General features: G+C 58.1%; 23 protein-coding genes. 17 read left to right on the plus strand and 6 right to left on the minus strand.

Annotated elements, in window-relative coordinates:
- The 3 genes from FT726_RS17305 to FT726_RS17315 all read left to right on the plus strand — a co-directional run.
- On the plus strand, positions 1 to 511 hold a 511-nt coding region (locus tag FT726_RS17305), incomplete at its 5' end, for a hypothetical protein (protein WP_346303145.1).
- Positions 512 to 702: 191 nt separating this feature from the next.
- Entirely contained in the window at positions 703 to 888 is a 186-nt protein-coding gene (locus tag FT726_RS17310; protein WP_021506487.1) for a YegP family protein, read from the plus strand.
- A gap of 213 nt (positions 889 to 1101) precedes the next feature.
- On the plus strand, positions 1102 to 1758 hold the full coding sequence (locus FT726_RS17315; RefSeq protein ID WP_031279356.1) for an epoxyqueuosine reductase QueH: 657 nt from the start codon (positions 1102 to 1104) through the stop codon (positions 1756 to 1758).
- Positions 1759 to 1795: 37 nt separating this feature from the next.
- Here the strand turns inward: FT726_RS17315 and FT726_RS17320 are convergent, their stop codons facing one another.
- Both FT726_RS17320 and mgtA read right to left on the minus strand, forming a co-directional pair.
- Positions 1796 to 2473, minus strand: a complete 678-nt coding sequence (locus FT726_RS17320) for an SDR family oxidoreductase (protein ID WP_058781696.1) — start codon at positions 2471 to 2473, stop codon at positions 1796 to 1798.
- 158 nt (positions 2474 to 2631) lie between these two features.
- Positions 2632 to 5355 (minus strand): magnesium-translocating P-type ATPase, encoded by a 2724-nt coding sequence (gene mgtA / locus FT726_RS17325; protein WP_088515752.1) that lies wholly within the window; start codon positions 5353 to 5355, stop codon positions 2632 to 2634.
- 751 nt (positions 5356 to 6106) lie between these two features.
- Here mgtA and FT726_RS17330 point away from each other — a divergent pair.
- The 6 genes from FT726_RS17330 to speG all read left to right on the plus strand — a co-directional run bounded on the left by FT726_RS17330 (position 6107) and on the right by speG (position 11697).
- Positions 6107 to 7675, plus strand: a complete 1569-nt coding sequence (locus FT726_RS17330) for an ABC transporter substrate-binding protein (RefSeq protein WP_278426630.1) — start codon at positions 6107 to 6109, stop codon at positions 7673 to 7675.
- Positions 7675 to 8727, plus strand: coding sequence for an ABC transporter permease (locus FT726_RS17335; protein ID WP_021506482.1), 1053 nt, complete (start codon positions 7675 to 7677; stop codon positions 8725 to 8727). The genes FT726_RS17330 and FT726_RS17335 overlap by 1 nt, the downstream gene beginning before the upstream one ends.
- Positions 8724 to 9581 carry an ABC transporter permease gene (locus FT726_RS17340; protein WP_031279350.1) on the plus strand — a complete coding sequence of 286 codons (858 nt, stop codon included), beginning with the start codon at positions 8724 to 8726 and terminating at the stop codon, positions 9579 to 9581. Before FT726_RS17335 ends, FT726_RS17340 begins: the two co-directional genes overlap by 4 nt.
- Positions 9571 to 10404 carry an ABC transporter ATP-binding protein gene (locus tag FT726_RS17345; protein ID WP_058781693.1) on the plus strand — a complete coding sequence of 278 codons (834 nt, stop codon included), beginning with the start codon at positions 9571 to 9573 and terminating at the stop codon, positions 10402 to 10404. Before FT726_RS17340 ends, FT726_RS17345 begins: the two co-directional genes overlap by 11 nt.
- Positions 10397 to 11062 (plus strand): ABC transporter ATP-binding protein, encoded by a 666-nt coding sequence (locus FT726_RS17350; protein WP_021506479.1) that lies wholly within the window; start codon positions 10397 to 10399, stop codon positions 11060 to 11062. Before FT726_RS17345 ends, FT726_RS17350 begins: the two co-directional genes overlap by 8 nt.
- Positions 11063 to 11151: 89 nt before the next feature.
- Positions 11152 to 11697, plus strand: coding sequence for a spermidine N1-acetyltransferase (gene speG / locus FT726_RS17355; protein WP_021506478.1), 546 nt, complete (start codon positions 11152 to 11154; stop codon positions 11695 to 11697).
- A gap of 258 nt (positions 11698 to 11955) precedes the next feature.
- Here speG and FT726_RS17360 read toward each other — a convergent pair whose 3' ends face one another.
- From FT726_RS17360 to FT726_RS17375, 4 genes are all read right to left on the minus strand, one after another.
- Positions 11956 to 12378 (minus strand): hypothetical protein, encoded by a 423-nt coding sequence (locus FT726_RS17360; RefSeq protein ID WP_058758247.1) that lies wholly within the window; start codon positions 12376 to 12378, stop codon positions 11956 to 11958.
- A 99-nt stretch (positions 12379 to 12477) separates the two neighbouring features.
- Positions 12478 to 13410 (minus strand): homocysteine S-methyltransferase, encoded by a 933-nt coding sequence (gene mmuM, locus FT726_RS17365; protein ID WP_058781692.1) that lies wholly within the window; start codon positions 13408 to 13410, stop codon positions 12478 to 12480.
- Positions 13400 to 14815 (minus strand): S-methylmethionine permease, encoded by a 1416-nt coding sequence (gene mmuP / locus FT726_RS17370; RefSeq protein ID WP_058776476.1) that lies wholly within the window; start codon positions 14813 to 14815, stop codon positions 13400 to 13402. Before mmuP ends, mmuM begins: the two co-directional genes overlap by 11 nt.
- Before the next feature lie 133 nt (positions 14816 to 14948).
- A complete protein-coding gene (locus tag FT726_RS17375) occupies positions 14949 to 15287 on the minus strand; it encodes a DUF2002 family protein (protein ID WP_021506475.1) in 339 nt (112 codons plus the stop codon).
- Between the two features lie 149 nt (positions 15288 to 15436).
- Here FT726_RS17375 and FT726_RS17380 point away from each other — a divergent pair, with 149 nt between their 5' ends.
- From FT726_RS17380 to proX, 8 genes are all read left to right on the plus strand, one after another.
- Complete coding sequence (locus tag FT726_RS17380) at positions 15437 to 15754, plus strand: DUF883 family protein (RefSeq protein WP_021506474.1); 318 nt, start codon at positions 15437 to 15439, stop codon at positions 15752 to 15754.
- A gap of 344 nt (positions 15755 to 16098) precedes the next feature.
- Entirely contained in the window at positions 16099 to 16341 is a 243-nt protein-coding gene (nrdH, locus tag FT726_RS17385; protein ID WP_288424019.1) for a glutaredoxin-like protein NrdH, read from the plus strand.
- A 4-nt stretch (positions 16342 to 16345) separates the two neighbouring features.
- Positions 16346 to 16750: a class Ib ribonucleoside-diphosphate reductase assembly flavoprotein NrdI gene (nrdI, locus tag FT726_RS17390; protein WP_021506472.1), complete on the plus strand. Its 405-nt coding sequence runs from the start codon at positions 16346 to 16348 to the stop codon at positions 16748 to 16750.
- On the plus strand, positions 16729 to 18867 hold the full coding sequence (gene nrdE, locus FT726_RS17395) for a class 1b ribonucleoside-diphosphate reductase subunit alpha (RefSeq protein WP_346303146.1): 2139 nt from the start codon (positions 16729 to 16731) through the stop codon (positions 18865 to 18867). Before nrdI ends, nrdE begins: the two co-directional genes overlap by 22 nt.
- Positions 18868 to 18875: 8 nt before the next feature.
- Entirely contained in the window at positions 18876 to 19835 is a 960-nt protein-coding gene (gene nrdF, locus FT726_RS17400) for a class 1b ribonucleoside-diphosphate reductase subunit beta (protein WP_031279347.1), read from the plus strand.
- Between the two features lie 664 nt (positions 19836 to 20499).
- Positions 20500 to 21696, plus strand: a complete 1197-nt coding sequence (gene proV / locus FT726_RS17405; RefSeq protein WP_150058792.1) for a glycine betaine/L-proline ABC transporter ATP-binding protein ProV — start codon at positions 20500 to 20502, stop codon at positions 21694 to 21696.
- A complete protein-coding gene (gene proW / locus FT726_RS17410) occupies positions 21693 to 22883 on the plus strand; it encodes a glycine betaine/L-proline ABC transporter permease ProW (protein ID WP_282995808.1) in 1191 nt (396 codons plus the stop codon). Before proV ends, proW begins: the two co-directional genes overlap by 4 nt.
- 63 nt (positions 22884 to 22946) lie before the next feature.
- Positions 22947 to 23942 carry a glycine betaine/L-proline ABC transporter substrate-binding protein ProX gene (gene proX, locus FT726_RS17415; protein WP_211725399.1) on the plus strand — a complete coding sequence of 332 codons (996 nt, stop codon included), beginning with the start codon at positions 22947 to 22949 and terminating at the stop codon, positions 23940 to 23942.
- Positions 23943 to 24396: the final 454 nt, after the last annotated feature.

Raw genomic sequence — 24396 nt, forward strand, 5'->3', positions numbered from 1 at the left:
AAATTTCATTCGCAGGAGCTGCTCTCGCGGCATGGCAAATGGGATGGATTTGGCGCTGATGCAAATAGTTAATGATGTATCTTTGGTTGAGGTGCAACACGCAACGGACCGCGAACAGGCGAAATCAGAGGTATTACTCAGCGGTAGTTCTACCGGCATAATCATCCCCGGAAAAATCCTTGAGGCAGCAGTTAAAGTTACTGATAACCGCTATGTGCTATTTGTCACGGATGACGTGCTCTACGAGGAATCACTGACTATTGTGCTGATTGATTTCTCTCAGGGCATTCAGGAAATTGTCACTATTGGCAATGAGTATAACTCCGGCACATTTGAGCAATTGCACATCAGTGACCATTCACTCCAGTTTCGTTTTATCGGTGATTATATCTGGAGCCTGAAACTGGAAGAATCACCGAAATTCCAGCTGCCATTTTTCAGCGATCCGAAAGGTGTCTCCCGCAGTAAAGCATTTACCCGATTCATGAACATCACGGCTTTACCCGCGTGATAGACACGAACTCATTACCCCTAAAGGCCGCGATGCGGCCTTTTTTGTGCCTGCCAACAACCGGATTGATACAAAACGCTGCGATCCCGCTCCTGGATTCGGGCAAATTCCTAATCAGTGATTGATTAATAAGCAGGCTGCGCGAATAGTAAGCGAACCGGCCATCGGGTGCCGGTACAAGGAGAAAGCACATGGGATATTACGTACTGAGAAAAAGTGATACAGCATTGTCACAGAAATACTGGTTTGTGCTTAAAGCCAGCAACGGCGAAACCATTGCCACCAGCGAGATGTACAGCTCAAAACAGGCGGCGGAAAATGGCATCCGCTCGGTGCAGCAGAACGGTGCGTCAACCACTATTCACGACGAGACCTGACTTCGCGCAGCCTGCGCAGTGATGCGCGAAGGTGGGTCATTGACCCTGCAAGCGGCGCAATGTATTACGCGATGAATCGCGCCGCTAAGCATCCCCGGCGAACGGGTACCACGCAGCGCCACAGGCCCCCTCCCTGAAACGCCACCGACGCTTTGCATCGGCCGGCCTTTGCCCCTACACTTGCCGCATCGCCCTTAACCATTAATTAACTTTATGTCCGATACATTTCAACGCCAGCCGCTGCCCTTGCCGAATGGCCATAATAAAGTGCTGCTGCACTCCTGCTGCGCTCCCTGCTCGGGAGAAGTGATGGAAGCGATGCTGGCTTCCGGCATCGATTACACCATCTTCTTCTACAACCCGAACATCCATCCGCTGAAAGAGTACGAGTTGCGCAAAGAGGAGAACATCCGCTTTGCCGAGCAGTTTGGCGTGCCTTTTGTTGATGCCGATTACGACAAAGACAACTGGTTCGAGCGCGCGCGTGGCATGGAGTGGGAGCCGGAGCGCGGCGTGCGCTGCACCATGTGTTTCGACATGCGCTTCGAGCGCACCGCGCTGTACGCGCATGAACACGGCTTCCCGGTGATCACCAGTTCACTCGGCATTTCGCGCTGGAAGAATATGCAGCAAATCAACGACTGCGGCGTGCGCGCGGCGGCACGTTATCCGGATATGCTGTACTGGGAGTTTAACTGGCGTAAAGGTGGCGGTTCGTCGCGCATGATTGAGATCAGCAAGCGCGAGCGCTTCTATCAGCAGGAGTATTGCGGCTGCATCTATTCGCTGCGCGATACCAACCGCCACCGCGTAGCAAGCGGTCGCGAACGTATCGAAATCGGCGTGCAGTACTATTCGCCGGATGAGTAAGAAAAAAACCTGCTGGCGCTAACCAGCAGGCTAAGCATTACCAGTTCAGCAACTGGCCGCGGTAATCCACGTAATGATGGCCGCCACGCCCGCTAAACTGCTGCAGTTGCGTGACCATGCCCTGCGCACTCTCGGTGACGGTGATATCCGCGCCCTCACCGCCCATATCCGTTTTTACCCAGCCCGGATGCAGTGACAGCAAGGTGCTGCCCTGCTGGTGCATCTGCGTCGCCAGCGCGCGGCTCAGCATATTCAGCGCCGCTTTGCTGGCTGAGTAGAACGGCATCGCCGCGTCACGGTTCTCGTTGAGGCTGGCGAGACGCGACGTGGTCAGGCCCAGCACGCTCTGTTTATCGCGCAGCAGCGGCAGCAGGCTCTCCGCCAGGCGCACCGGCGCCACCGCATTGGTAAAGAACAGTTCGCTGAGCTGCGCATCGTCCACGTCGCGCAGCTGTGACGCGTGCGGACCGAGAATCCCGGCGTTAATCAGGATGCAATCAAAGGGTGCGTCGCCGAGCTGCCGGACCAGCGCGTCACGCTGCGCGCCATCGGTGATATCCAGCGCCAGCCACTGCAGCTGCGGATGCTGAAACGAAACCGCCGTGGAACGGTAGGTGGCGGTCACCTGCCAGCCCGCCTGCAGTAGTTGCTGCACCACGGCCAGGCCAATGCCTTTTGACGCCCCAATAATCAATGCTCGCTGTTGTTGGCTCATCTTTCTCTCGCTGGTTGGTGTGCCACAAAAAGGGCAGGATACCCTGCCCTGTTGTCCTTACCGGAACACTAACGTTAGCACGACGATGACCACCATAATTATCAGCAGGTGGCACACCGTTTTATCCAGGTTGCGTTGTTTCATGACGCCTCCTGCACTCAGAACCACTGGCCAAAGCGCTTGATGTACAGCGTTTTCATGCCCTGCGCCACCAGGCAGTAGCCGAGCAGCGTGGCCAGCAGCCACGGGAAATAGCTCCATGGCAGCGGCACCAGGCCGACCATCGCGCCGAGCGGCGAGAACGGCAGCAGAATGCCGGCAATCATTACGCAGGCGGTGGTCAGCAGCACCGGCAGCGCCGCGCGGCTCTGGATAAACGGAATCTTGCGCGTGCGCAGCATGTGCACCACCAGCGTCTGCGACAGCAGCCCTTCCACAAACCAGCCGGACTGGAACAGTGACTGCATCGCTGGGGTATTCGCCGCGAACACATACCACATCAGCGCAAAGGTGGTGATGTCAAAAATTGACGACGTTGGCCCAATCCACAGCATAAAGCGTTTGATGTTGCGCGCGTCCCATTTGCGTGGTTTGCGCAGGAACTCGCGATCCATTTTGTCCCACGGCAGCGCCAGCTGTGACAGATCGTACATCAGGTTCTGAATCAGCAGATGAATCGCCAGCATCGGCAGGAACGGAATGAATGCGCTCGCCACCAGCACCGAGAACACATTGCCGAAGTTCGAACTGGCGGTCATGTTCAGGTACTTGATGATGTTGCCGAACGTTTCGCGCCCCTTCATCACGCCCTCTTCCAGCACCATTAAATCCTTTTCCAGCAGGATGATGTCAGAAGACTCTTTGGCGATGTCCGCCGCGCTGTCGACCGAGATCCCCACATCGGCGTCACGCAGCGCCGGCGCATCATTGATGCCGTCACCGAGAAAACCCACCGTATGGCCCTGCTGCTGCAGCGCACGCAGAATGCGTGACTTCTGCAGCGGCGTCAGTTTGGCAAACACTGAGCTGCGCGCCGCGGCCTGCGCCAGCTGCTCATCGCTCATCGCCGCAATCGCCTCGCCGGTGAGGATCTCGCCACAGTCGATGCCCACCTGCTGGCAGATGCGCGCCGTCACTACCGGATTATCGCCGGTCAGCACTTTGACCGTTACGCCGTTCTCGTTCAGTGCGGTAATCGCCTTCGCCGCACTCTCCTTCGGCGGATCGAGGAAGGTCAGCAGCCCTTCGATGGTCAGCCCCTGCTCATCCGCGACGCTGAGCGCCTGTTGCAGGCCCGGCTCCGCCAGCGCGCGGCTGGCCACCAGCAGTACGCGGAAGCCCTGCTGATTGTACTGATGCGCCAGCGCCAGCAGCTCCGCGCGACGGGTTTCATTGAGCGGCTGAATCAGTTTGCCTTCGCGTTCGGCGCTGGCAATGCTCAGCATCTCTTCGACCGCGCCCTTACAGATCAACATCTGCTGGTTGAGGCGGCGGTCACGCACCACCACTGAAACGCGCCGACGCACAAAATCAAACGGCAGCTCATCCACTTTGCTGTAGTAGTCGCTCATGTCCGCGCTGATGCGTCCTTTGCCATAGCGCAGGATGGCGCGATCCATCAGGTTAGGCGTGCCGCTCTGGTAATGGCTGTTGAGCCAGCTCAGCATCAGGACGCGCGAGTTCTCTACCCCGGCACAATCGAGATGGTGCTCGAGGATAATGTTGTCCTGCGTCAGCGTGCCGGTTTTGTCGGTACACAGAATGTCCATGGCGCCGAGGTTCTGGATCGCGTTCAGGCGTTTGACGATCACTTTTCGGCGCGACATGGCAATCGCCCCTTTGGCCAGATTCGAGCTGACAATCATCGGCAGCATTTCCGGCGTCAGTCCCACCGCCACCGCCAGCGCGAACAGCGAAGCATCCAGCCAGTCGCCTTTGGTCAGGCCGTTAATCAGCAGCACCACCGGCACCATCACCAGCATGAAACGAATCAGCAGCCAGCTGACGCTGTTCACGCCGCGATCGAAAGCGGTTTGTGAGCGGTTACCGACAATCGATTTCGCCAGGCTGCCGAAGTAAGTTTCCCCGCCGGTCGCCACCACCACCGCTTTGGCGCTGCCGCTGGAGACGTTAGTGCCCATCAGGCATACGCTGCCCAGTTCCAGCAGCGATGCATCTTTATCGCTGGCGCTGGCCTGCTTGCTGGCCACGTGGCCGGTGACATCATATTTCTCCACCGGCAGCGATTCGCCGGTCAGAATCGCCTGGCTGATAAACAGATCGCGTGAGTCGAGCAGCCGCACATCGGCTGGTACCAGATCGCCCGCCGAGAGATAAATGATGTCGCCGGGCACCAGGCTGGTGATGTCCACTTCCTGTTTCTGCGGCGCCTGCTGTACCGATTCCCGGCGCAGCACGGTGGCGGTGGTGCGCACCATCGATTTCAGCGCCTGTGCCGCTTTGTTGGTGCGAAACTCCTGCCAGAAGCGCAGCAAACCGCTGAGCGTTACCATCGTCACAATGATGATGACACCGGTCAGATCGGTCTCCTCGCCATGGCGCAGCGGCATCCAGTAGTCGGTGAAAAAGCTCACCAGCGCCAGCGCCAGCAGCACATAGATGAACGGATTATTGAAAGCCTGGATCAGCTGCACCAGCGCCGGTGGCGCTTTATCATGCTCCACCTGATTGCGACCATAAATCTGCAGCCGCGCTTCCGCTTCGCGTTCGACCAGCCCCAGCGCATCGCTGCGCAGGCGCAGCAGCGTTTCGTCGGCGGTAAAAGCGGCTTCGTCTTCAATCAGATAGCGTGCGGTTTTCTGACGTGCCGGACGCACGGTGTTCCAGGCTTTTTTTTCCTGGTTGAGTTTCATGTCAGTCATGATGACACTCCTCGTTTATTTTTTTACGGCAATAACGATCCCTGCGCGCCAGGCGCACAAGTCGAAAACATTAATTGTCACGGCGTGACCGGATTAAATTAAAAATAACCTGTCGGGAATTTCCATATTACCTCCCGGAAATAATGGGCGAAGAAAGTCGCTCGCTGAATAACGAGTGAAATAACACAATCCTGGATAACGCTGCGCGCAGCAGCAGCCTGAAGCGGCTTAACGCGCAGGGAAGCTCAGCACGCTGAAGATCAGCGCGCGCATCGAGGCGGAGGAAAAAGTGCGTTTAAAATCATGTGCATGATGCTATTCCCACGGGCTTCAGCCCGCTGTGGTGTCATTATCAGGGAACAATCATCAGAAAGAGGTGAGGATTGCTGCCCGCCATGTTGGCAAGCAGCGACAAAAGAATTCGCGCGTCAGCTTGCCTTGTATTGCCATCGATAAGGGTGACTGTCCAACTGAATTCTCCTGTGTGAAGTTGCGGCTATTATAGGAGGGCGAAAAGCGAAGTAAAGTTAATTATTCCGGGGTTCAGGTTGATTTAATTTTCGTTGCGATTTGGTTGATAATGCGTGCGAATATAAGGTGCGCCAGATTAATCCGATCGCGTTACGCCCTCATGCTTATAACTGAAGCGCACCGCTTAGAACCTTACGGCATATGCATAGCCATAAATTGACTATTCTTCACTGTAGCGCTCTCGTAAACTCGCGTTACTTTTTTAAGGCAAGGAAACAACATGAAAAAAATTATTCCCTCACTGCTGGCGCTGTCGCTGGTAGCCGCCTTCTCCGCGCAGGCCGCCACGCCGAAAGATACGCTGGTGATTGCGCAGTCTACGGATGATGCGGACAGCTTTGATCCGGCCCAGGGCTTTGAACTGACCACGGTGCAAGCGTTCACTAACATTTATCAGCGCCTGGTGCAGTCCGATCCGGCCAATCCGACCGATCTCAAGCCAACGCTGGCGACGTCGTGGCAGCCGGGCAGTGATAACCGCAGCCTGACGTTTGCGCTGCGCAAAGACGCGAAATTCGCCAGCGGTAATCCGCTGCGCCCGGAAGATGTCATCTTCTCGCTGGGGCGCGTGGTGAAACTCAACCTCGATCCGTCCTTTATTCTGACCCAGCTCGGCTGGAACAAAGACAACGTCGACAGCTTCCTGAAAAAGGTCGATGAAGACCACGTGCAGATTAGCTGGAGCGCCAACGTCAGCCCGGCCTATGTGCTGAGCCTGCTGTCCGCGCCGGTCTCCTCGATCGTTGATGAAAAAACCGCGCAGGCCAACGCCAAAAACGGTGATTTCGGCCATGCGTGGCTCGGCACCCACTCGGCCGGCAGCGGCCCGTTCCAGATTCGCAAAGTGGTGCTGCATGAAGCGATACTGCTCAGCGCCAACCCGACCTCACCGGCCGGTGCACCGAAGCTGAAAAACATTCTGATCAAAAACGTGCCGGAGCCGGCAGCGCGCCGTCTGCTGCTGGAACAGGGCGATGTCGATATCGCGCGTAACCTCGGTGCTGATCAGATCGCTGCGCTGAAGGGCAAAGCCGGCGTGAAGACCGAAGCGATTCCGATGGCGTCGCTCTACTACATTCAGTTCAACGTCGGTGCCAATCCGGTACTGAAGAACCCGGCGCTGTGGGAAGCGGCACGTTACCTGTTCGACTACAAAGGTATCGCCAATGACCTGCTGAAAGGCCAGTTTGAAGTGCACCAGACCTTCCTGCCGAAGGGTTTCCCCGGTGCGCTGAACGACACGCCTTACAGCTACGATCCAGAGAAAGCCAAAGCGATTCTGCAGAAGGCCGGTCTGACCAACGTCAGCTTTAAGCTCTCTACCAGCAATCAGCCGCCGTACCTTGATATCGCGCAGGCGCTGCAGGGCAGCTTCGCCAAAGGCGGCGTGAAGGTGGAAGTGCAGCCGGGCTTAAGCTCTGAAGTGTCTACCCGCGTGAAGGCGCATCAGTATGAAGCCACGCTCAACGCCTGGGGCGCGGATTATTTCGACCCGAACACCAACGCCGCCTCCTTCGCATACAACCCGGAAGATGGCAGCAAAACCATTGCTTACCGTTCAGACTGGCACATCCCGGAGCTGAGCAAACAGACGCTGGCGGCGACGGCCGAAGCCGACAGCAATAAGCGCGTTGCGCTTTATCAGGCGATGCAGCGCGAAGTGCTGAAGAACTCGCCGTACGTGATTGGCCTGCAGGCGCGTAACCTGATTGCGCTGCGCGACAATCTGCAGGGCTATGTGCAGGGGATCAACCCGGACATGGTGTATTACGCGCAGGTTTCGAAGTAATGGCAGCGTCAGCGTCATCGGCCGGGTTCGCCCGGCCACTCTGGCAGCGCTTCAGCCGCCTCGTCACCAGTCTGCTGTCGCTGCTGGTGACGCTGGTGGGTTTGTTAGCGTTTACTTTCATGCTGTCGCACCTGTCGCCAGTCGACCCGGTGCAGCAAATCGCCGGCGATCACGCCAGCGAAGCCACCTATGCTCAGGTGCGTCACGACCTGGGGCTGGATCAGCCGGTGCTGGTGCAGTTCTGGCGCTATATCAGCCATCTGGCGCAGGGCAATCTCGGCCTGTCGCACCTGACCAATCAGCCGGTCAGCGCCGACCTGATGCGCACCTTCCCCGCCACGCTTGAGCTGGCGACCTGCTCGATGATTTTCGCTGCGGTGTTCGGCGTGACGCTCGCGCTGCTGGCGGCGTGGAAACCGGGCAGCGTCATTGATAACGTGGCGCGCTTTATCTCGCTGCTGGGCTACTCGGTGCCGGTGTTCTGGCTCGGCCTGCTGGGCCTGCTGCTGTTCTACGCCGTGCTGCACTGGTCCGCCGGTCCGGGCCAGCTGGATGATATCTGGATTTATACCCTTGAACCGAAGACCGGCTTTGTACTGATTGATAGCTGGCTCTCCGGCGATGCGGAAATGTTCCGCAACGCGATTGCGCATCTGTGGCTGCCGGTGGTGATTCTCGGCCTGCTGGCGATGGCAGGCATTACGCGCCTGCTGCGCGCGGCGCTGCTGGAAGAGAGCAGCAAAGAGTATGTGGTGCTGGCGCGCGCGAAAGGCGCTGGCCGGGCGCGCATTCTGCTGCGTCATATTTTCCCCAACGTGCTGGGCACGCTGATCACCGTTATCGCCCTCTCCTACGCCACGCTGCTGGAAGGGTCCGTGCTGACGGAAACCGTATTCGCCTGGCCGGGCGTCGGTCGCTATATGACCAACGCGCTGTTTTCCGCGGATGTTCCGGCGATTCTCGGCGCTACGTTGCTGATTGGCAGCTGCTTTATCCTGCTCAACGCCGTGGCCGACGCCCTCACCTGGTTAACCGATCCGAGAACCCGATGACTCAACAACTTCATGAACTGGAAACCGTGCGCCCGCGCCGGCGCCGGGCGCGTATCACCTCGCTGACCATCGGCCTGACGCTGGTGATCGTGCTGGTGGCCATGGCGCTGCTGGCGCCGCTGCTGGCGCCGTTTGATCCTAACGCGCAGGTGATTGAACAGCGTCTGCTGGCACCATCTGCGCTGCACTGGTTTGGCACCGACGGCTTCGGCCGCGATTTATTGTCGCGCGTGATTTACGGCGCACGTCCGACGCTGCTGCTGGTGTCGCTGATTCTGGTGCTGACCATTCCGGTTGGCCTGTTAGTCGGCATCACCGCTGGCTACGTCGGCGGCTGGACCGAACGCGTGCTGATGCGCATCACCGATATTTTCCTGTCGCTGCCCAACCTGGTGATTGCGCTGGCGCTGGTGGCAATGCTGGGTCCGGGCCTGATGAACGGCGCGCTGGCGCTGGCGCTCACCAGCTGGCCGCCGTTTGCCCGGCAGGCACGCGCGGAAACCCTGGCATTGCGCCGCAGCGATTACCTCGCCGCCGCGCGCATGCAGGGTATTACCGGCCTGCGTCTGATGTTTGGCCACATTCTGCCGCTCTGCCTGCCGACCGCCGTGGTGCGTGCCGCGCTGAGCCTCGGCGGGATTATTCTTTCTGCTGCCGGGCTGGGCTTCCTCGGCATGGGCGTACAGCCGCCAACCGCCGAATGGGGCTCGATGGTAGCAGAAGGCAGTAAAGTGATTTTCGACCAATGGTGGGTGGCGGCAGCGCCCGGCGCAGCCATTCTGTTCGCCAGCCTGGCGTTTAACCTCACAGGCGACGGCCTGCGTGACCGACTGGATACCCGCCATGCCAAATGATCTGTTAATTGATGCGCAGGGGCTGACGATTCGCAGCCACGACGCGCTGCTGGTGGATAACATCAGCTTTACCCTTGGCCGCGAACGCGTGGCGCTGGTCGGTGAATCCGGCTCGGGCAAATCCCTGACCGCGCGTGCGCTGATGGGCCTGCTGTCGCCCGCGCTGCAACTGCAGGCTGACCGGCTGCAGGTGGCGGGCGCAGACGCCCTGCACCTGCGCGAGCGCGACTGGATCGGCCTGCGCGGCGGCAAAGTGGCGATGGTCATGCAGGACCCGAAATACGCGCTCAACCCGACGCGCACCATTGGCTGGCAGGTTGAAGAGCCGCTGGTGTTGCACCGCAAGCTGAGCCGTGCCGAGCGCAAAGAGAAAGTGTGCGAGATGCTGGACGCGGTGGGCCTGCCCGATCCGCGCCAGCTGATGAAGCGCTATCCGCATCAGCTCTCCGGCGGCATGGGTCAGCGCGTGATGCTGGCGATCGCGCTGATTACCGATCCCGATCTGCTGATTGCCGATGAGCCGACCTCGGCGCTCGATCACGCCATGCGCGATCAGGTGCTGGCGTTGATTCGTCGCCTGGTGGAGCAGCGCAATATGGGCCTGCTGCTGATCAGTCACGATCTGCAACAGGTCTCCGAGCACTGTCAGCGGGTGATGGTGATGTACAAAGGCCGCCTGCTGGACACGCTGCCGGCGGCGCAGCTGTCGGACGCCAGCCATCCTTATACCCGCACGCTGTGGGCCTGCCGTCCGGGTAAAGCCACGCACGGCGAACGCCTGCCGGTGCTGGATCGCGCGGCGCTGGAGAAGATGCATGATTGAATTAGCCAACCTGAGCGTTTCGCACAAACAGGGTTATGAACTGCGCACCGTGGTGCACGATGTGAACCTGCAGGTGGCAGCCGGCGAGTGTTTCGGTCTGGTGGGGCCTTCCGGCTGCGGTAAATCGTCGCTGCTGTGGGTGATGGCCGGACTGAATCCGCACTGGCGCGGCCAGATGACGCTGGCGAATACCGCCGTGCAGCCGGGCAAACCCTTTACCGGCCAGCTGCGGCGCGATGTGCAGATGGTGTTTCAGGATCCCTACGCATCGCTGCATCCGCGCCACCGGCTGCGCCGCACGCTGGCGGAACCGCTTAAGCTGCTGCGACGCGATAACATCGACGATCGCATCAACGCGGGCTTCCGCCATGTCGGGCTGGATCCGGCGCTGGCGGATCGCTATCCGCATCAGCTGTCCGGCGGACAGCGTCAGCGCGTGGCCATCGTGCGCGCCCTGCTGCTGGAGCCTAAGATCCTGCTGCTGGATGAGCCGACATCGGCGCTGGATATGTCTGTACAGGCCGAGATCCTGAACCTGCTTAACGATCTCAAACAGAATGATGGCCTGACCATGGTGCTGGTCAGCCACGATCCTGACGTGATCGATCATATGTGCGATCGCGCCGCGCGCATGGCGCAGGGCCGGATTGTTGGTTAGCATGGCATGAGCGCAACGCGGCGCGGTTTATCCCGAAGGTAGATTGCGCCGCTGCCCAACAGCCATTCAGTCATCTAAAGGAACACCGTATGACGGTAAAATTACGTCCGCTGGAGCGGGAAGATCTGCACTTTGTCCATCAGCTGGATAACAATGCCAGCGTAATGCGCTACTGGTTTGAAGAGCCGTACGAAGCGTTTGTGGAGCTTTCTGACCTGTATGATAAGCACATCCACGATCAGACCGAGCGGCGCTTTGTGGTGGAACACGACGGGCAAAAAGCCGGGCTGGTCGAGCTGGTGGAGATCAACCACGTGCATCGCCGGGCGGAGTTTCAGATCATCATCGACCCGGCGCATCAGGGCAAGGGCTTAGCCAGCAGGGCGGCAAAGCTGGCGATGGATTACGGCTTTTCGGTGCTCAATCTTTACAAGCTGTATCTGATTGTCGATCAGGAGAACGAGAAGGCGATTCATATCTACACCAAGCTCGGTTTTGAGGTGGAAGGCGTGCTGAAGCACGAGTTTTTCATCAACGGCGAGTACCGCAACACCATCCGCATGTGCATTTTCCAGCAGCAGTACCTGGCGCAGCATAAATCCGGTAATGCGATGGTGAAGCCTACCGCGCAATAAGTCAGTGCCCGTCATGAAACGGTGCGCCTGAAGGCGCACCCTACGAAAAACGGTGAAACGCACCACGTGAGTGTGGTTCAGGTCTGTAGGGTCGCCATTCATGGCGACCTGGCGTTGTCTCGGCAATATGAATGCGAAGGCCCATCTACCTGTAGGGTCGCCATTCATGGCGACCTGGCGTTGTCTCGGCAATATGAATGCGAAGGCCATCTGCCTGTAGGGTCGCCATTCATGGCGACAAGGCATCATGACAGCGCGTTATCCGCCGCGTGCGCCGACCACGTTGAGATGCGGCTGCGGGTGCGCTGGCTTCAGGTCATACATGCCGCCATAAAACGGATCGACCACCAGCCAGCCGGGGAAACCGAGCAGCGGAATATTGCCCAGCACGTACCACAGGTTGGCACTGGCTTCGATGGGCAGCGTCAGCGGCACGTAGCCCGGACTCTCCAGCATCACCTGATAATGTTTCTTACCGAAATAGGTGCCATTGGATTTCGCCAGATCCACCGTCTGCGGCGTATAGCCCTGCGCCACCGCGCGGCCGGTTTCATCCTGCACGGTGAAACGCGCGCCCTGCGGCACAGAGTCAATTTTTACCGGTTGCGTTTCGGTGCCGACAATGGTGGCACAGCCGCTCAGCAGCAGCGCACAGGCGGGAAGAAGATGTCGCAGGTTCATAGCAGGTCCGCTTCAGAATCAGAAAGGACAGTCTAAACTGCCCTCTCGACCTTTTCACTCGCCTCAATCGCGCTATCAGTGGCGCTTTTCTGCGCTTTATTACGGTTGACAACAGGCGGCAATCGCCGCGATATCCTGTGGCGTGGTGCGACAGCAGCCGCCAATCAGCCGTGCGCCCGCCTGTTGCCACTCGGGGAACTTATCGTGCAGCGTGCAGCCAGACGGCGCCGAGTGCCAGCTTTTGCTGACCGCATCATACTGCTCGCCGGAGTTAGGATAGACCAGCAGCGGCTTGTCCGTCAGCGCCTGTAGCGTTTGCAGCGCCGGCGTCACGCTCTCCAGCGCCACGCAGTTGAGGCCGACAGCGACCACCTGCGGCGCGGCATTGATGACTTCCGCCACCTTGCTCAGCGGCGTGCCGTCACTCAGGTGTTGCGCATCGCGCAGCGTGAAGGAGAACCACGCGCTGCTGTGCGGAAACTCCGCCAGCAGGCTAATCAGCGCCTGAATTTCACCAAACGACGGCAGCGTTTCACACGCCAGCAAATCCACGCCCGCCTCCAGCAGCGCCGCCACGCGCGGACGGTGGAAATCTTTCATTTCAGCAGCCGGCAAGGCGTAATCGCCGCGATATTCCGCGCCGTTGGCCAGATAAGCGCCATAAGGACCGACCGATCCGGCCACCAGCAACGGTGCCTCGCTGCCAGAAGCAGCACGATAATCGTCGCGCGCCCGCTGGGCCAGTGTCACGCTCTGGCGAATCAGCGCGCTGGCCTGGCCGCTATCCAGTCCGCGGGCGGCGAAGCCCAGCGGCGTCGCCTGATAGCTGGCGGTGATCGCCACGTTAGCGCCGGCGGCGAAGTAGTCATAGTGCACCTGATAAATCAGCTCGGGATTTTCCATCAGCACTTTGGCTGACCACAGCGTATCGGCCAGATTACAGCCGCGCGCTTCCAGCTCTGTCGCCAGCGCGCCATCCAGAATCAGGGTATCAGTGTGGGTCAGGGCCGCAGCGATGGGGTTACGCGACATCATCGGTCTCCTTAGCGTTGAAAGCGTGTTGGCGTTTTTGCGTCAGATAATAAGCAGCGTAGCAGAACAGTACAAAAGGAATGCCGCACCATAGCGCGATGCGCTGTGACGGGTCAAAGGCCAGCCCGATGCACGCCAGCAGACACAGGGTAAATCCGAGGATCGGCACCAGCGGATAGAACGGCGCGCGGTACGCCAACTGCTGCGGCGCATTGCCCGCCTGCAGATAGCGGCGACGGAACATGTAGTGTGAGGCGCAAATGCTCAGCCACACCGCCACCACGGCAAAGCCGGAAATCGCTGACAGCGCCACAAACACCGTATCCGGGGCGATCACGCTGGAAAACAGCGCCAGCAGGCCGCCGAGCATACTCACGGTGATGGCCAGCTGCGGAATGCCGCGCCGGTTGACCCGGGCAAAGCAGCGCGGCAGCGTGTTTTCATTGGCCAGCGACCACAGCATCCGTCCCGAGGCGTACAGTCCGGAATTCGCCGCTGACAGGATCGCGGTGAGGATCACGAAGTTGAAAATATCCGCCGCGTACGGGATGCCGATCTTTTCGAACACCAGTACGAACGGACTTTTAACGATGCCCGCCTGATCCATCGGGATCAGCGCGGCCAGCACAAACACCGTGCCGATAAAGAAGATGATCAGGCGCGCCACGGTGGTGCGAATCGCCAGCGGCAGCGCTTTCTGCGGCTGCTCGGTTTCACCCGCCGCAATGCCGATCAGCTCGGTCCCGGAGAAGGCAAAATTCACCGCCACCATGGTCATCAGAATCGGCAGCGTGCCGTGCGGCAGCCAGCCGGAAGCCGTCAGGTTATGTAATCCCGGCGCCGCGCTGCCGTCTTTCATCGGGATGAACCCCAGCATCGCCGCTGCGCCCAGCACGATAAAGGCAATGATGGTGATCACTTTAATGATGGAGAACCAGAACTCTCCTTCGGCAAAGAAGCGCGTCGAGACACTATTAAGCAGATAGATGGCGACACAGAACACCAGGCACCACAGCCACACCGGCACCGTCGGAAACCAGTACTGCATGCAGAAACCGGCGGCGGTCAGGCTGGAGCCGAGCGCCACCGTCCAGGTGAGCCAGTAGAGCCAGGCCACGGTGTAACCGGTCGCCGGACTGAGGTAGCGCGCGGCGTAGACGTGAAACGCGCCGGTTTCCGGCATCGCCACCGCAAGTTCGCCAAGACACACCATTACCAGCCATACCACCAGCGCACCAATCAGATAGGCCAGCAGCGTGCCCGCTGCGCCGGTGGTGGAGATGATGTAGCCGGTGTTGAAAAACAGCCCGGTGCCAATCACGCCGCCGAGCGACAGCATCACCAGATGCCGCACCTTCATGCTGCGCTTGAAGTTTGCCTGCGAAGGCGTCGGTTCAGTTTGCATTCTTTATATCCATATGGACGTCTAAACTTCTATATGGACACAGAGTTATACGCATCCGCGCGGCAATTTGCAACGTGGGAAAGGGTAAGGATTGGGAAAGCGTGTGCGGCCCCGCCGCGACGGGGCACACCAGTCAGGCGCCGAAGACGCCCTGCAGATAACGCTCAAGCGCCATGCGCGAGCTAAAACCGTGGGGAATACCGTAGTGCTCCTGCGAATCCCCCATCAGGTAGAGAGGGAACTGCGTGTAGTGGTCGCAGGTTTTCATCTCTGATGCGGGTTCAGCGAAATGCTGACTTTTTTCTTTCAGGGTGGGATGAATGATCAACGCTGTGCGCCCCATGCGGGCTTCACGATTCACATAGACGTAGTTTTCGCCACGGCGATAACCATAAGTTTTGGGTGTCAGGACGTCCATTTCGAATCCTGCTTTTTCCAGTACGCGCGCTACCTCATCCGGACGTAAATACATGCTTGCTCCTCTCTTCTCACAGCCCCGCAACCTTACATCAGCACGACAGCACAGGACATTCGGAATTTCCCTAAAGCCTGGCACACGGCTGCGTTTAGTCACGTTTCGTCTACACTTAGTATTACGTTTTAAGTCAAAGGGAGCGAAAAATGTTTAATCGAACCAGCAAAAACGATGACATTGATATCAATCAGGATGTAAACGAACTGGCCGATTCGCTGGAAGCCTTACTGAAATCTTACGGCAGCGAAGCCAAAGATGAAGTGGATAGCGCACGCAGCCAGGCGCAGGCCCTGCTGAAACAGACGCGCGCTAAACTGAACGGCAGTGGCAACCGCGTGACTCAGGCCGCGCGCGATGCGGGTTATCAGGTGGATGCCTACGTGCATGACAAACCGTGGTACGGCGTGGGTGTCGGTGCCGCCGTCGGTCTGGTGCTGGGCGCGCTGCTGATGTCACGCCGCTAAATCGCTAAAAAATCATCAGGAGCCTCGCGTATGCGGGGCTTTTTTTTGCGCGTCACTCCGCATTAGCGCGCCGATCCGGCTGCTGTCAGGCTGGTTAAAATTGCCGCAAAACCCTTTACAAAAATTTTTTCCCTGCGCCAGGGCGCACCATCGCTGGCATTCGCCCTAATCTGACTGCTTAAATCACAAAACCCTATATCTGGTGGGCTTGACCACCAATACCACTACATCTAGTATTCAACACATCAACTCGCTACCAGATGTCAGCAGGGACGACGTTCGCAGCAAAAGGGTTTTTGCTTCGTATCTCGCAACCTGACCACAACCAGAGGGAAATACGAATCATGCGCATTATTATTTACACTAAGAGCCAGTGTGTCCAGTGTGACGCGACCAAAAATGCCATGGATCGCAGTGGCATCGACTATCAGCTGATTAACCTCGATAGCCAGCCGGAAGCCATCGATCAGCTCAAATCGCTTGGCTATCGCCAGGTGCCCGTGGTGATGACGCACAACGACCACTGGAGCGGCTTCCGTCCCGACAAAATCGCCGGCCTGCGCCAGCCCGCTGCCGTCGGGGGATAAAGCGATGTTTCCACTGGTCTATTTTTCCAGCCAGTCGGAAAACACGCACCGGTTTATCACCCGTCTCGGCCTGCCTGCGCGGCGTATTCCGCTCGACGCCACGCAGCGCCTGCACATCGACCAGCCCTATATTTTAGTGGTGCCGAGCTACGGCGGCGGCAGCGCGCGTGGAGCAGTGCCGAAACAGGTGATTCAGTTCCTTAATGATGACGCCAACCGGCGCGGTATTCGCGGTGTGATTGCTGCGGGCAATCGCAACTTTGGCGCGGGCTTCTGCCTGGCGGGCGACATCATTGCGCAGAAATGTCAGGTTCCTTATCTCTACCGCTTTGAGCTGATGGGAACCGCCGACGATATTGCCCATGTTAAAGCGGGAGTGACCCAATTTTGGCAACGACAGACACCCTGAACAGCACACAGCTGGACTACCACGCGCTCAACGCGATGCTGAACCTGTATGACGCCGAAGGCCGCATCCAATTCAGCAAAGATCATGAAGCCACACGCCAGTTCTTCCTGCAGCACGTCCAGCCCAACAGCGTGCCATTCGACTCGCACGGCGAGCGTCTGCGCTATCTGGTGGCCGAAGGCTATTATGAAGCCGGGGTGCTGAACCAGTACGATTTCGCCTTCCTGTGCCAGCTGCACGAAGAGGCTGACGCCTGGGGCTTCCGTTTTCACACCTTCCTCGGTGCGTGGAAGTTTTATACCAGCTACACGCTGAAAACCTTCGACGGCAAACGCTATCTGGAAACCTTTGAGCAGCGCGCCTGCATGGTGGCGCTGACGCTGGCGCGCGGTAATGAAACGCTGGCGCGGGAACTGCTGGCCGAGATGCTGAGCGGTCGCTTCCAGCCGGCTACGCCGACCTTCCTCAACTGCGGTAAACAGCAGCGCGGCGAGCTGGTCTCCTGTTTTCTGCTGCGCATTGAAGACAATATGGAGTCGATTGGCCGCGCGGTGAACTCGGCGCTGCAGCTGTCGAAGCGCGGTGGCGGCGTGGCGTTTCTGCTCTCCAACCTGCGTGAATCCGGCGCGCCGATCAAGCGCATTGAAAATCAGTCGTCCGGCGTAATTCCGGTGATGAAGATGCTGGAAGATGCATTCTCCTACGCCAATCAGCTTGGTGCGCGTCAGGGCGCGGGCGCGGTGTGGCTGAATGCGCACCATCCGGATATCCTGCGCTTCCTCGATACCAAACGTGAAAACGCTGACGAGAAGATCCGTATCAAAACGCTGTCGCTCGGCGTGGTGATTCCGGATATCACCTTCCAGCTGGCCAAAGAGAACCGCGATATGGCGCTGTTTTCGCCTTACGATGTTGAGCGTATTTATGGCAAGGCGTTTGCTGATATCAGCATCAGCGAGTACTACGAGGCGATGCTGGCCGACGATCGCATCCGTAAAACCTTCATCAAGCCGCGCGACTTCTTCCAGACGCTGGCGGAAATTCAGTTTGAGTCCGGCTATCCCTACATCATGTATGAGGACAGCGTGAACCGCAGCAACCCGATTGCCGGTCGCATCAACATGAGTAACCTGTGTTCAGAGATCCTGCAGGTTAACAGCGCCAGCGAGTATCACGACGACCTGAGCTATCGCCGCGTCGGCAAAGATATCTCCTGTAACCTCGGCTCCCTGAATATCGCCCACGCCATGGACTCGCGTAATCTGGCGCAAACCGTGGAAGTGGCGGTGCGCGCACTGACGGCGGTTTCCGAGATGAGTGACATCACCTCCGTGCCGTCGGTGGCGGAAGGCAATCGCCGTTCACACGCTATCGGTCTCGGGCAGATGAACCTGCACGGCTATCTGGCGCGTGAAGGCATGGCTTACGGTTCGCCAGAGGCGCTGGATTTCACCAACCTCTATTTCTACTGCGTGACGTATCACGCCCTGCGCACCTCCAACCTGCTGGCGCAGGAGCGCGGCACGAGCTTTGACGGCTTTGCGCAGTCGCAGTACGCCAGCGGTGCCTATTTCGATAAATATACCCAACACAGCTGGCAGCCGCGCACTGCCCGGGTGGCGCAGATTTTTGCCGATGCCGGCATCGCCCTGCCCGACCAGGCGGACTGGCAGGCGCTGCGTGCGTCGGTGATGCAGCACGGTTTGTATAACCAGAACCTGCAGGCGATTCCGCCGACCGGTTCCATCTCTTACATCAACCACGCCACGTCGAGCATCCACCCGATTGTGTCGCGCATTGAGATCCGTAAAGAGGGCAAAACCGGCCGCGTGTATTACCCGGCTCCGTTTATGACCAATGACAACCTTGAGCTGTATCAGGATGCTTACCAGATTGGTCCCGAAGCGATTATTGATACTTACGCCGAAGCCACCCGGCACGTCGATCAGGGACTGTCGCTGACGCTGTTTTTCCGCGATGACGTCACGACGCGCGATATCAACAAAGCGCAGATCTACGCCTGGAAGAAAGGCATCAAAACCCTCTATTACATTCGACTGCGTCAGATGGCGCTACAAGGCACGGAGGTACAGGGCTGCGTTTCCTGTGCACTGTGATGATGACTATGCAACTTAAACAGATTCAGGCGATTAACTGGAACCGCATCCAGGACGAGAAAGATCTCGAAGTGTGGAACCGTCTTACCAGCAACTTCTGGCTGCCAGAGAAGGTGCCGCTGTCCAACGATCTGCCGGCATGGCAGTCGCTCGACCCGCAGCAGCAGCAGCTGACGATTCGGGTGTTTACCGGTCTGACGCTGCTCGACACCATTCAGAACGTCATTGGCGCACCGGGGCTGATGGAAGATGCGCTGACGCCGCACGAAGAGGCGGTGCTGTCGAACATCAGCTTTATGGAAGCGGTACATGCGCGCTCTTACAGTTCGATCTTCTCCACGCTGTGTAACACCGCCGACGTGGATGCCGCTTACCGCTGGAGCGAGGAGAATGCCGCCCTGCAGAACAAGGCGAAAATCGTGCTGGATCACTACCGCGCCAGCGATCCGCTGAAGAAGAAAATCGCCAGCGTCTTTCTGGAGTCGTTCCTGTTTTACTCCGGCTTCTGGCTGCCGATGTACTGGTCAAGCCGCGGCAAGCTGACCAATACCGCCGATCTGATTCGGCTGATTATCCGTGATGAAGCGGTACACGGTTATTACATCGGCTATAAGTACCAGAAAGCGCTGGAAACCGTTGACGACGCGCGCCGCGCTGAGCTGCAACAGTTCGCCATCGATTTACTGCTGGCGCTGTATGAAAACGAGGTGGTGTACACCGAAGCGCTGTATGCCGACGTGGGCTGGGCCGAAGAGGTGAAAACCTTCCTGCATTACAATGCCAACAAGGCGCTGATGAACCTGGGTTACGAAGCGCTGTTCCCGGCTGAGCTGACGGCGGTGAATCCGGCGATTCTGTCGGCGCTGTCGCCCAACGCCGATGAAAACCACGATTTCTTTTCGGGTTCCGGTTCATCCTATGTGATGGGCAAAGCGGTTGAAACCGAGGACGAGGACTGGAATTTTTAGTCGCGTGCGGTGCGCGGTAAAGGGTGCACATTGCACCGTAAGCGGTGCGCATCAATGCGCACCCTACGGTTGGGTTAATCATGTCGCCTGAAATGCACCCAGCGGTTAGGTTGATGCATCTGTAGGGTCGGCATTGATGCCGACCGGAACCCGCCCGCAGCGGTAATATTGATGCATCCGTAGGGTCGGCATTGATGCCGACCGGAACGCGCCCCCAGCGGTTAGGTTGATGATACCTCCACAGGGTCGGCATTTATGCCGACCAGGTTAATTTCATGCCGATCCCACCATGTTCTGCTCATTCATTTTCCTCTCCTGCATTCCCGCCGTTCCCCTGAAATAAGGTTAATTCCGCGCGTGATTATTTTACCTATTTAGCGCCATTCATCGCCGGAATATTTCGCCTGACTAAGCGTGATTTATCCGCCTTCCGGCAATAATTCTGGCCGAAACCGGTTTAATTTCAAAAAAAATTCAGAAAAAATTTATCCCGTCTCATCCCTTGCAGGCACTGGAATTAGCCACTGTCGCGCCATACGTGTCACACCAGATATTTCCGTTAAGGGTTGTCAGATAATCTCACTATGCTACGGTATAGGCGCTTAAATTTACGCAGGGTACAACAAGAAATAGTCAGACATTTAACCAGGAATTTCATTACTGCATGGCAATTAAACTCGAAGTAAAGAATTTATATAAGGTATTTGGCGATCATCCCGAAAAGGCATTTAAGCTGATTGAAAAAGGCGAGAGTAAAGAGAGTATTCTGGCGAAAACCGGCCTCTCACTCGGCGTCAAAAATGCCAGTCTGGCCATTGAAGAAGGCGAGATCTTTGTCATTATGGGGCTGTCCGGCTCCGGCAAGTCCACTATGGTTCGCCTTCTCAATCGTCTGATCGAGCCGACACGCGGCCAGGTGATTATTGATGGCATCAATATTGCCAAAATATCCGACGCAGAATTGCGTGATGTGCGCAGAAATAAAATCAGCATGGTATTCCAGTCATTCGCACTGATGCCGCACATGACGGTGCTAAATAACACCGCGTTCGGCATGGAATTAGCTGGCGTGGCGCTGCAGGAGCGGCAGGAAAAAGCGCTCGATGCGCTGCGTCAGGTCGGGCTGGAAAATTATGCTCACGCCTGGCCCGATGAACTCTCCGGCGGAATGCGTCAGCGTGTTGGATTAGCCCGTGCGCTGGCGATTAATCCGGATATATTGCTAATGGACGAAGCCTTTTCCGCACTTGATCCATTAATTCGCACGGAAATGCAGGATGAACTGGTAAAACTGCAGGCGAAACATCAGCGCACCATCGTGTTTATTTCCCACGATCTGGATGAAGCCATGCGTATTGGCGACCGCATCGCCATCATGCAGGGCGGCGAAGTGGTGCAGGTCGGCACGCCGGATGAAATCCTCAATAATCCGGCCAACGATTATGTGCGCACCTTCTTCCGCGGCGTGGATATCAGTCACGTCTTTAGCGCCAAAGATATCGCCCGCCGCAGCGCCGGCGCGCTGATTCGTAAGGCCGCCGGTTTCGGTCCGCGTTCGGCAATCAAACTGCTGCAGGATGAAGACCGCGAATATGGCTATGTGCTGGAGAAACAGAAATTCATCGGCGTCGTCTCCACTGACTCGCTGAAAGCGGCACTCGCCGCCGGTGAAGGGCTGGATAACGCCCTGCTCGACGCACCGCTGGCGGTTCCTGCCGATACCTCGCTCAACGATTTGCTCTCTCACGTCGCGCAGGCGCCCTGTGCGGTGCCGGTGATCGGCGAAGATCAGCAGTACGTCGGTATCATTTCCAAAAGCACGCTGTTACGCGCTTTAGATCGTGAAGGAGCCCAGCCATGAGTGCACAAAACGCCAATCCATGGGAAAGCGCCAGCCAGACCAGCGCACCACCCGCCACCAGCAACGCCGCCGCAGCCAGCAGCGATCCGTGGTCCGCGACAGGTAGCAGCACGCCGGCTGACAGCAGCGCCAGCGCCGCCGATGCCTGGGGCAACGCCGCCGGCAGTACATCGGATGCTGCCAGCAGTGGTGGACACGATGCCGTCAGCAGCACCGCCAGCAGCAGCGACTGGCTGAGCAGCGCACCGGCCGCGGCACCGGAGCACTTCAGCCTGCTGGATCCGTTCCACACCACGCTGATTCCGCTGGATCGCTGGGTCACCGAAGGCATCGACTGGGTAGTTACCCACTTCCGCCCGCTGTTTCAGGGCATTCGCGTGCCGGTGGATTATATCCTCAGCGCCTTCCAGCAACTGCTGATGGGTCTGCCTGCGCCAGTGGCGATAGTGGTGTTTGCGCTGATTGCCTGGCAGATTGCCAGCCCGGCGATGGGCCTCGCCACGCTGATATCGCTGGTGCTGATTGGCATGATCGGTGCCTGGTCCCAGGCGATGGTGACGCTGGCGCTGGTGCTCACCGCCCTGCTGTTTTGCGTACTGATTGGCCTGCCGCTTGGCATCTGGCTGGCGCGCAGTGAGCGCGCGGCGCGCATCGTGCGGCCCCTGCTGGATGCGATGCAAACCACGCCGGCGTTCGTCTATCTGGTGCCCATCGTCATGCTGTTTGGTATCGGCAACGTGCCGGGCGTGGTGGTGACGATTATCTTTGCCCTGCCGCCGGTGGTGCGTCTCACCATACTCGGTATTAAGCAGGTGCCGGCTGACCTGATCGAAGCCAGTGAATCTTTCGGTGCCAGCCCGCGCCAGATGCTGTTCAAGGTCCAGCTGCCGCTGGCGATGCCGACCATTATGGCTGGCGTCAATCAGACACTGATGCTGGCGCTGTCGATGGTGGTCATCGCCTCGATGATTGCCGTTGGCGGTCTGGGCCAGATGGTGCTGCGCGGTATTGGTCGCCTCGATATGGGCCTTGCCAGCGTGGGCGGCGTCGGTATCGTGATCCTCGCCATCATTCTCGACCGCCTGACGCAGTCGGTAGGTCGCGACAGCCGCAGCCGTGGCAGCCGCCACTGGTACAGCAGCGGGCCGCTGGGTTTGTTGCTGCGTCCATTCAGTAAAAAAGCCTGATTTCTTTGGGTGGCCCGCTGCGGTCGCCCGTCTCCGACGTCACACGTAAAATAAGGAATGACTATGCGCAAGACAGCTCTATTCGCCGCCGTCCTGACCACGGTTGCCGCGACGCACGTGTCCGCCGCCGACCTTCCGGGCAAAGGCATTACCGTTAAACCGGCTCAGAGTACCATTTCCGAAGAGACCTTCCAGACGCTGCTGGTGAGCCGCGCGCTGGAGAAGCTCGGCTACACCGTTGAGAAGCCGAGTGAAGTGGATTACAACGTGGCTTACACCACCATTGCCGGCGGTGATGCCACGTTTATCGCCACCAACTGGCAACCGCTGCATGACGACATGTACAAAGCCGCCGGCGGTGATAATAAATTTTATCGCCAGGGCACCTACGTCAGCGGTGCCGCGCAGGGTTACCTGATCGACAAGAAAACCGCCGATCAGTATCACATCACCAACATTGAGCAGCTGAAAGATCCAAAGCTGGCCAAACTGTTTGATACCAATGGCGATGGCAAAGCAGACCTGACCGGCTGTACGCCTGGCTGGGGCTGTGAAGCGGTGATTAACCATCAGATCGAGGCCTACAAACTGAGCGATACCGTGGTGCACAACCAGGGTAACTACTCGGCGATGATTGCCGACACCATTACGCGCTTCAAACAGGGTAAACCGATTCTCTATTACACCTGGACGCCATACTGGGTCAGCGACGTGCTGAAGCCGGGTAAAGATGTGGTGTGGCTGCAGGTGCCGTTCTCCTCACTGCCAGGCGCGCAGAGCAAAGTGGATACCAGACTGGCTAACGGCGCCAACTATGGCTTCCCGGTGAACACCATGCATATCGTGGCCAACAAAGCCTGGACGGAGAAGAATCCGGCGGCGGCGAAACTGTTTGCCGAAATGAAGCTGCCGATTGGCGATATCAATGCCGAGAACGCCGCGATGCATGCCGGTCACGCCTCAGAAACGGACATCAACGGCCACGTTGACGGCTGGATCAAAGCTCATCAGGCGGAATTTGATAAATGGGTCAGCGACGCCATGGCGGCGGCGAAATAAACCCGTGCGGCACCCCGTCTCAGCCACGTGGTGCCGTCATTTTCCGCCCTCCCGCCCCGTCAGTAAGCGAAGCGTGCGCTATAGCGCACTGGTACGTCCTGTTAATTAACACAACATTGAAATAATTTTTTGGGTTACTATTACCCACATATGATTATTTACCCGCTTTTCCCACCAGCTATGTCTCCTTTCCACCGCCCGCATCGGGTCGGCCGCGCCAGGATGAGTCTGCGTTATCGCAGGTATTCACCCTCCCACGTGCCGGTTATACCGCAGACGACGAACGGAATTCATCACGCCGCTGATGCTGGCGCGTTACCCGGATTAACCGGTGCCTTATCGATTAACCCATTGATTTACTCCAGCAAAGCCGGCCGGGAAAAGTGTTTAGAAAACGTAAAGATCAATGCAAAGTGGTGAGCGATACTGTTCATTAATGATTGGCTTTGTTATG

The organism is Pantoea sp. Morm (assembly GCF_016643525.1).
GTDB classification, from domain to species: Bacteria; Pseudomonadota; Gammaproteobacteria; order Enterobacterales; family Enterobacteriaceae; genus Pantoea; species Pantoea dispersa.

Excerpts from the sequence above, each read along its gene's own strand:
- FT726_RS17380 (WP_021506474.1), top strand. The coding sequence starts at position 15,437 with ATGTTTAATCGAACCAGCAAAAACGATGACATTGATATCAATCAGGAT.
- mgtA (WP_088515752.1), bottom strand. The coding sequence starts at position 5,355 with ATGACTGACATGAAACTCAACCAGGAAAAAAAAGCCTGGAACACCGTG.
- FT726_RS17335 (WP_021506482.1), top strand. The coding sequence starts at position 7,675 with ATGGCAGCGTCAGCGTCATCGGCCGGGTTCGCCCGGCCACTCTGGCAG.
- nrdH (WP_288424019.1), top strand. The coding sequence starts at position 16,099 with ATGCGCATTATTATTTACACTAAGAGCCAGTGTGTCCAGTGTGACGCG.
- FT726_RS17310 (WP_021506487.1), top strand. The coding sequence starts at position 703 with ATGGGATATTACGTACTGAGAAAAAGTGATACAGCATTGTCACAGAAA.
- FT726_RS17340 (WP_031279350.1), top strand. The coding sequence starts at position 8,724 with ATGACTCAACAACTTCATGAACTGGAAACCGTGCGCCCGCGCCGGCGC.
- mmuM (WP_058781692.1), bottom strand. The coding sequence starts at position 13,410 with ATGTCGCGTAACCCCATCGCTGCGGCCCTGACCCACACTGATACCCTG.
- FT726_RS17350 (WP_021506479.1), top strand. The coding sequence starts at position 10,397 with ATGATTGAATTAGCCAACCTGAGCGTTTCGCACAAACAGGGTTATGAA.
- FT726_RS17360 (WP_058758247.1), bottom strand. The coding sequence starts at position 12,378 with ATGAACCTGCGACATCTTCTTCCCGCCTGTGCGCTGCTGCTGAGCGGC.
- FT726_RS17345 (WP_058781693.1), top strand. The coding sequence starts at position 9,571 with ATGCCAAATGATCTGTTAATTGATGCGCAGGGGCTGACGATTCGCAGC.
- FT726_RS17330 (WP_278426630.1), top strand. The coding sequence starts at position 6,107 with ATGAAAAAAATTATTCCCTCACTGCTGGCGCTGTCGCTGGTAGCCGCC.
- FT726_RS17375 (WP_021506475.1), bottom strand. The coding sequence starts at position 15,287 with ATGTATTTACGTCCGGATGAGGTAGCGCGCGTACTGGAAAAAGCAGGA.
- nrdI (WP_021506472.1), top strand. The coding sequence starts at position 16,346 with ATGTTTCCACTGGTCTATTTTTCCAGCCAGTCGGAAAACACGCACCGG.
- speG (WP_021506478.1), top strand. The coding sequence starts at position 11,152 with ATGACGGTAAAATTACGTCCGCTGGAGCGGGAAGATCTGCACTTTGTC.
- FT726_RS17320 (WP_058781696.1), bottom strand. The coding sequence starts at position 2,473 with ATGAGCCAACAACAGCGAGCATTGATTATTGGGGCGTCAAAAGGCATT.
- nrdF (WP_031279347.1), top strand. The coding sequence starts at position 18,876 with ATGCAACTTAAACAGATTCAGGCGATTAACTGGAACCGCATCCAGGAC.
- proW (WP_282995808.1), top strand. The coding sequence starts at position 21,693 with ATGAGTGCACAAAACGCCAATCCATGGGAAAGCGCCAGCCAGACCAGC.
- FT726_RS17315 (WP_031279356.1), top strand. The coding sequence starts at position 1,102 with ATGTCCGATACATTTCAACGCCAGCCGCTGCCCTTGCCGAATGGCCAT.
- proX (WP_211725399.1), top strand. The coding sequence starts at position 22,947 with ATGCGCAAGACAGCTCTATTCGCCGCCGTCCTGACCACGGTTGCCGCG.
- mmuP (WP_058776476.1), bottom strand. The coding sequence starts at position 14,815 with ATGCAAACTGAACCGACGCCTTCGCAGGCAAACTTCAAGCGCAGCATG.
- proV (WP_150058792.1), top strand. The coding sequence starts at position 20,500 with ATGGCAATTAAACTCGAAGTAAAGAATTTATATAAGGTATTTGGCGAT.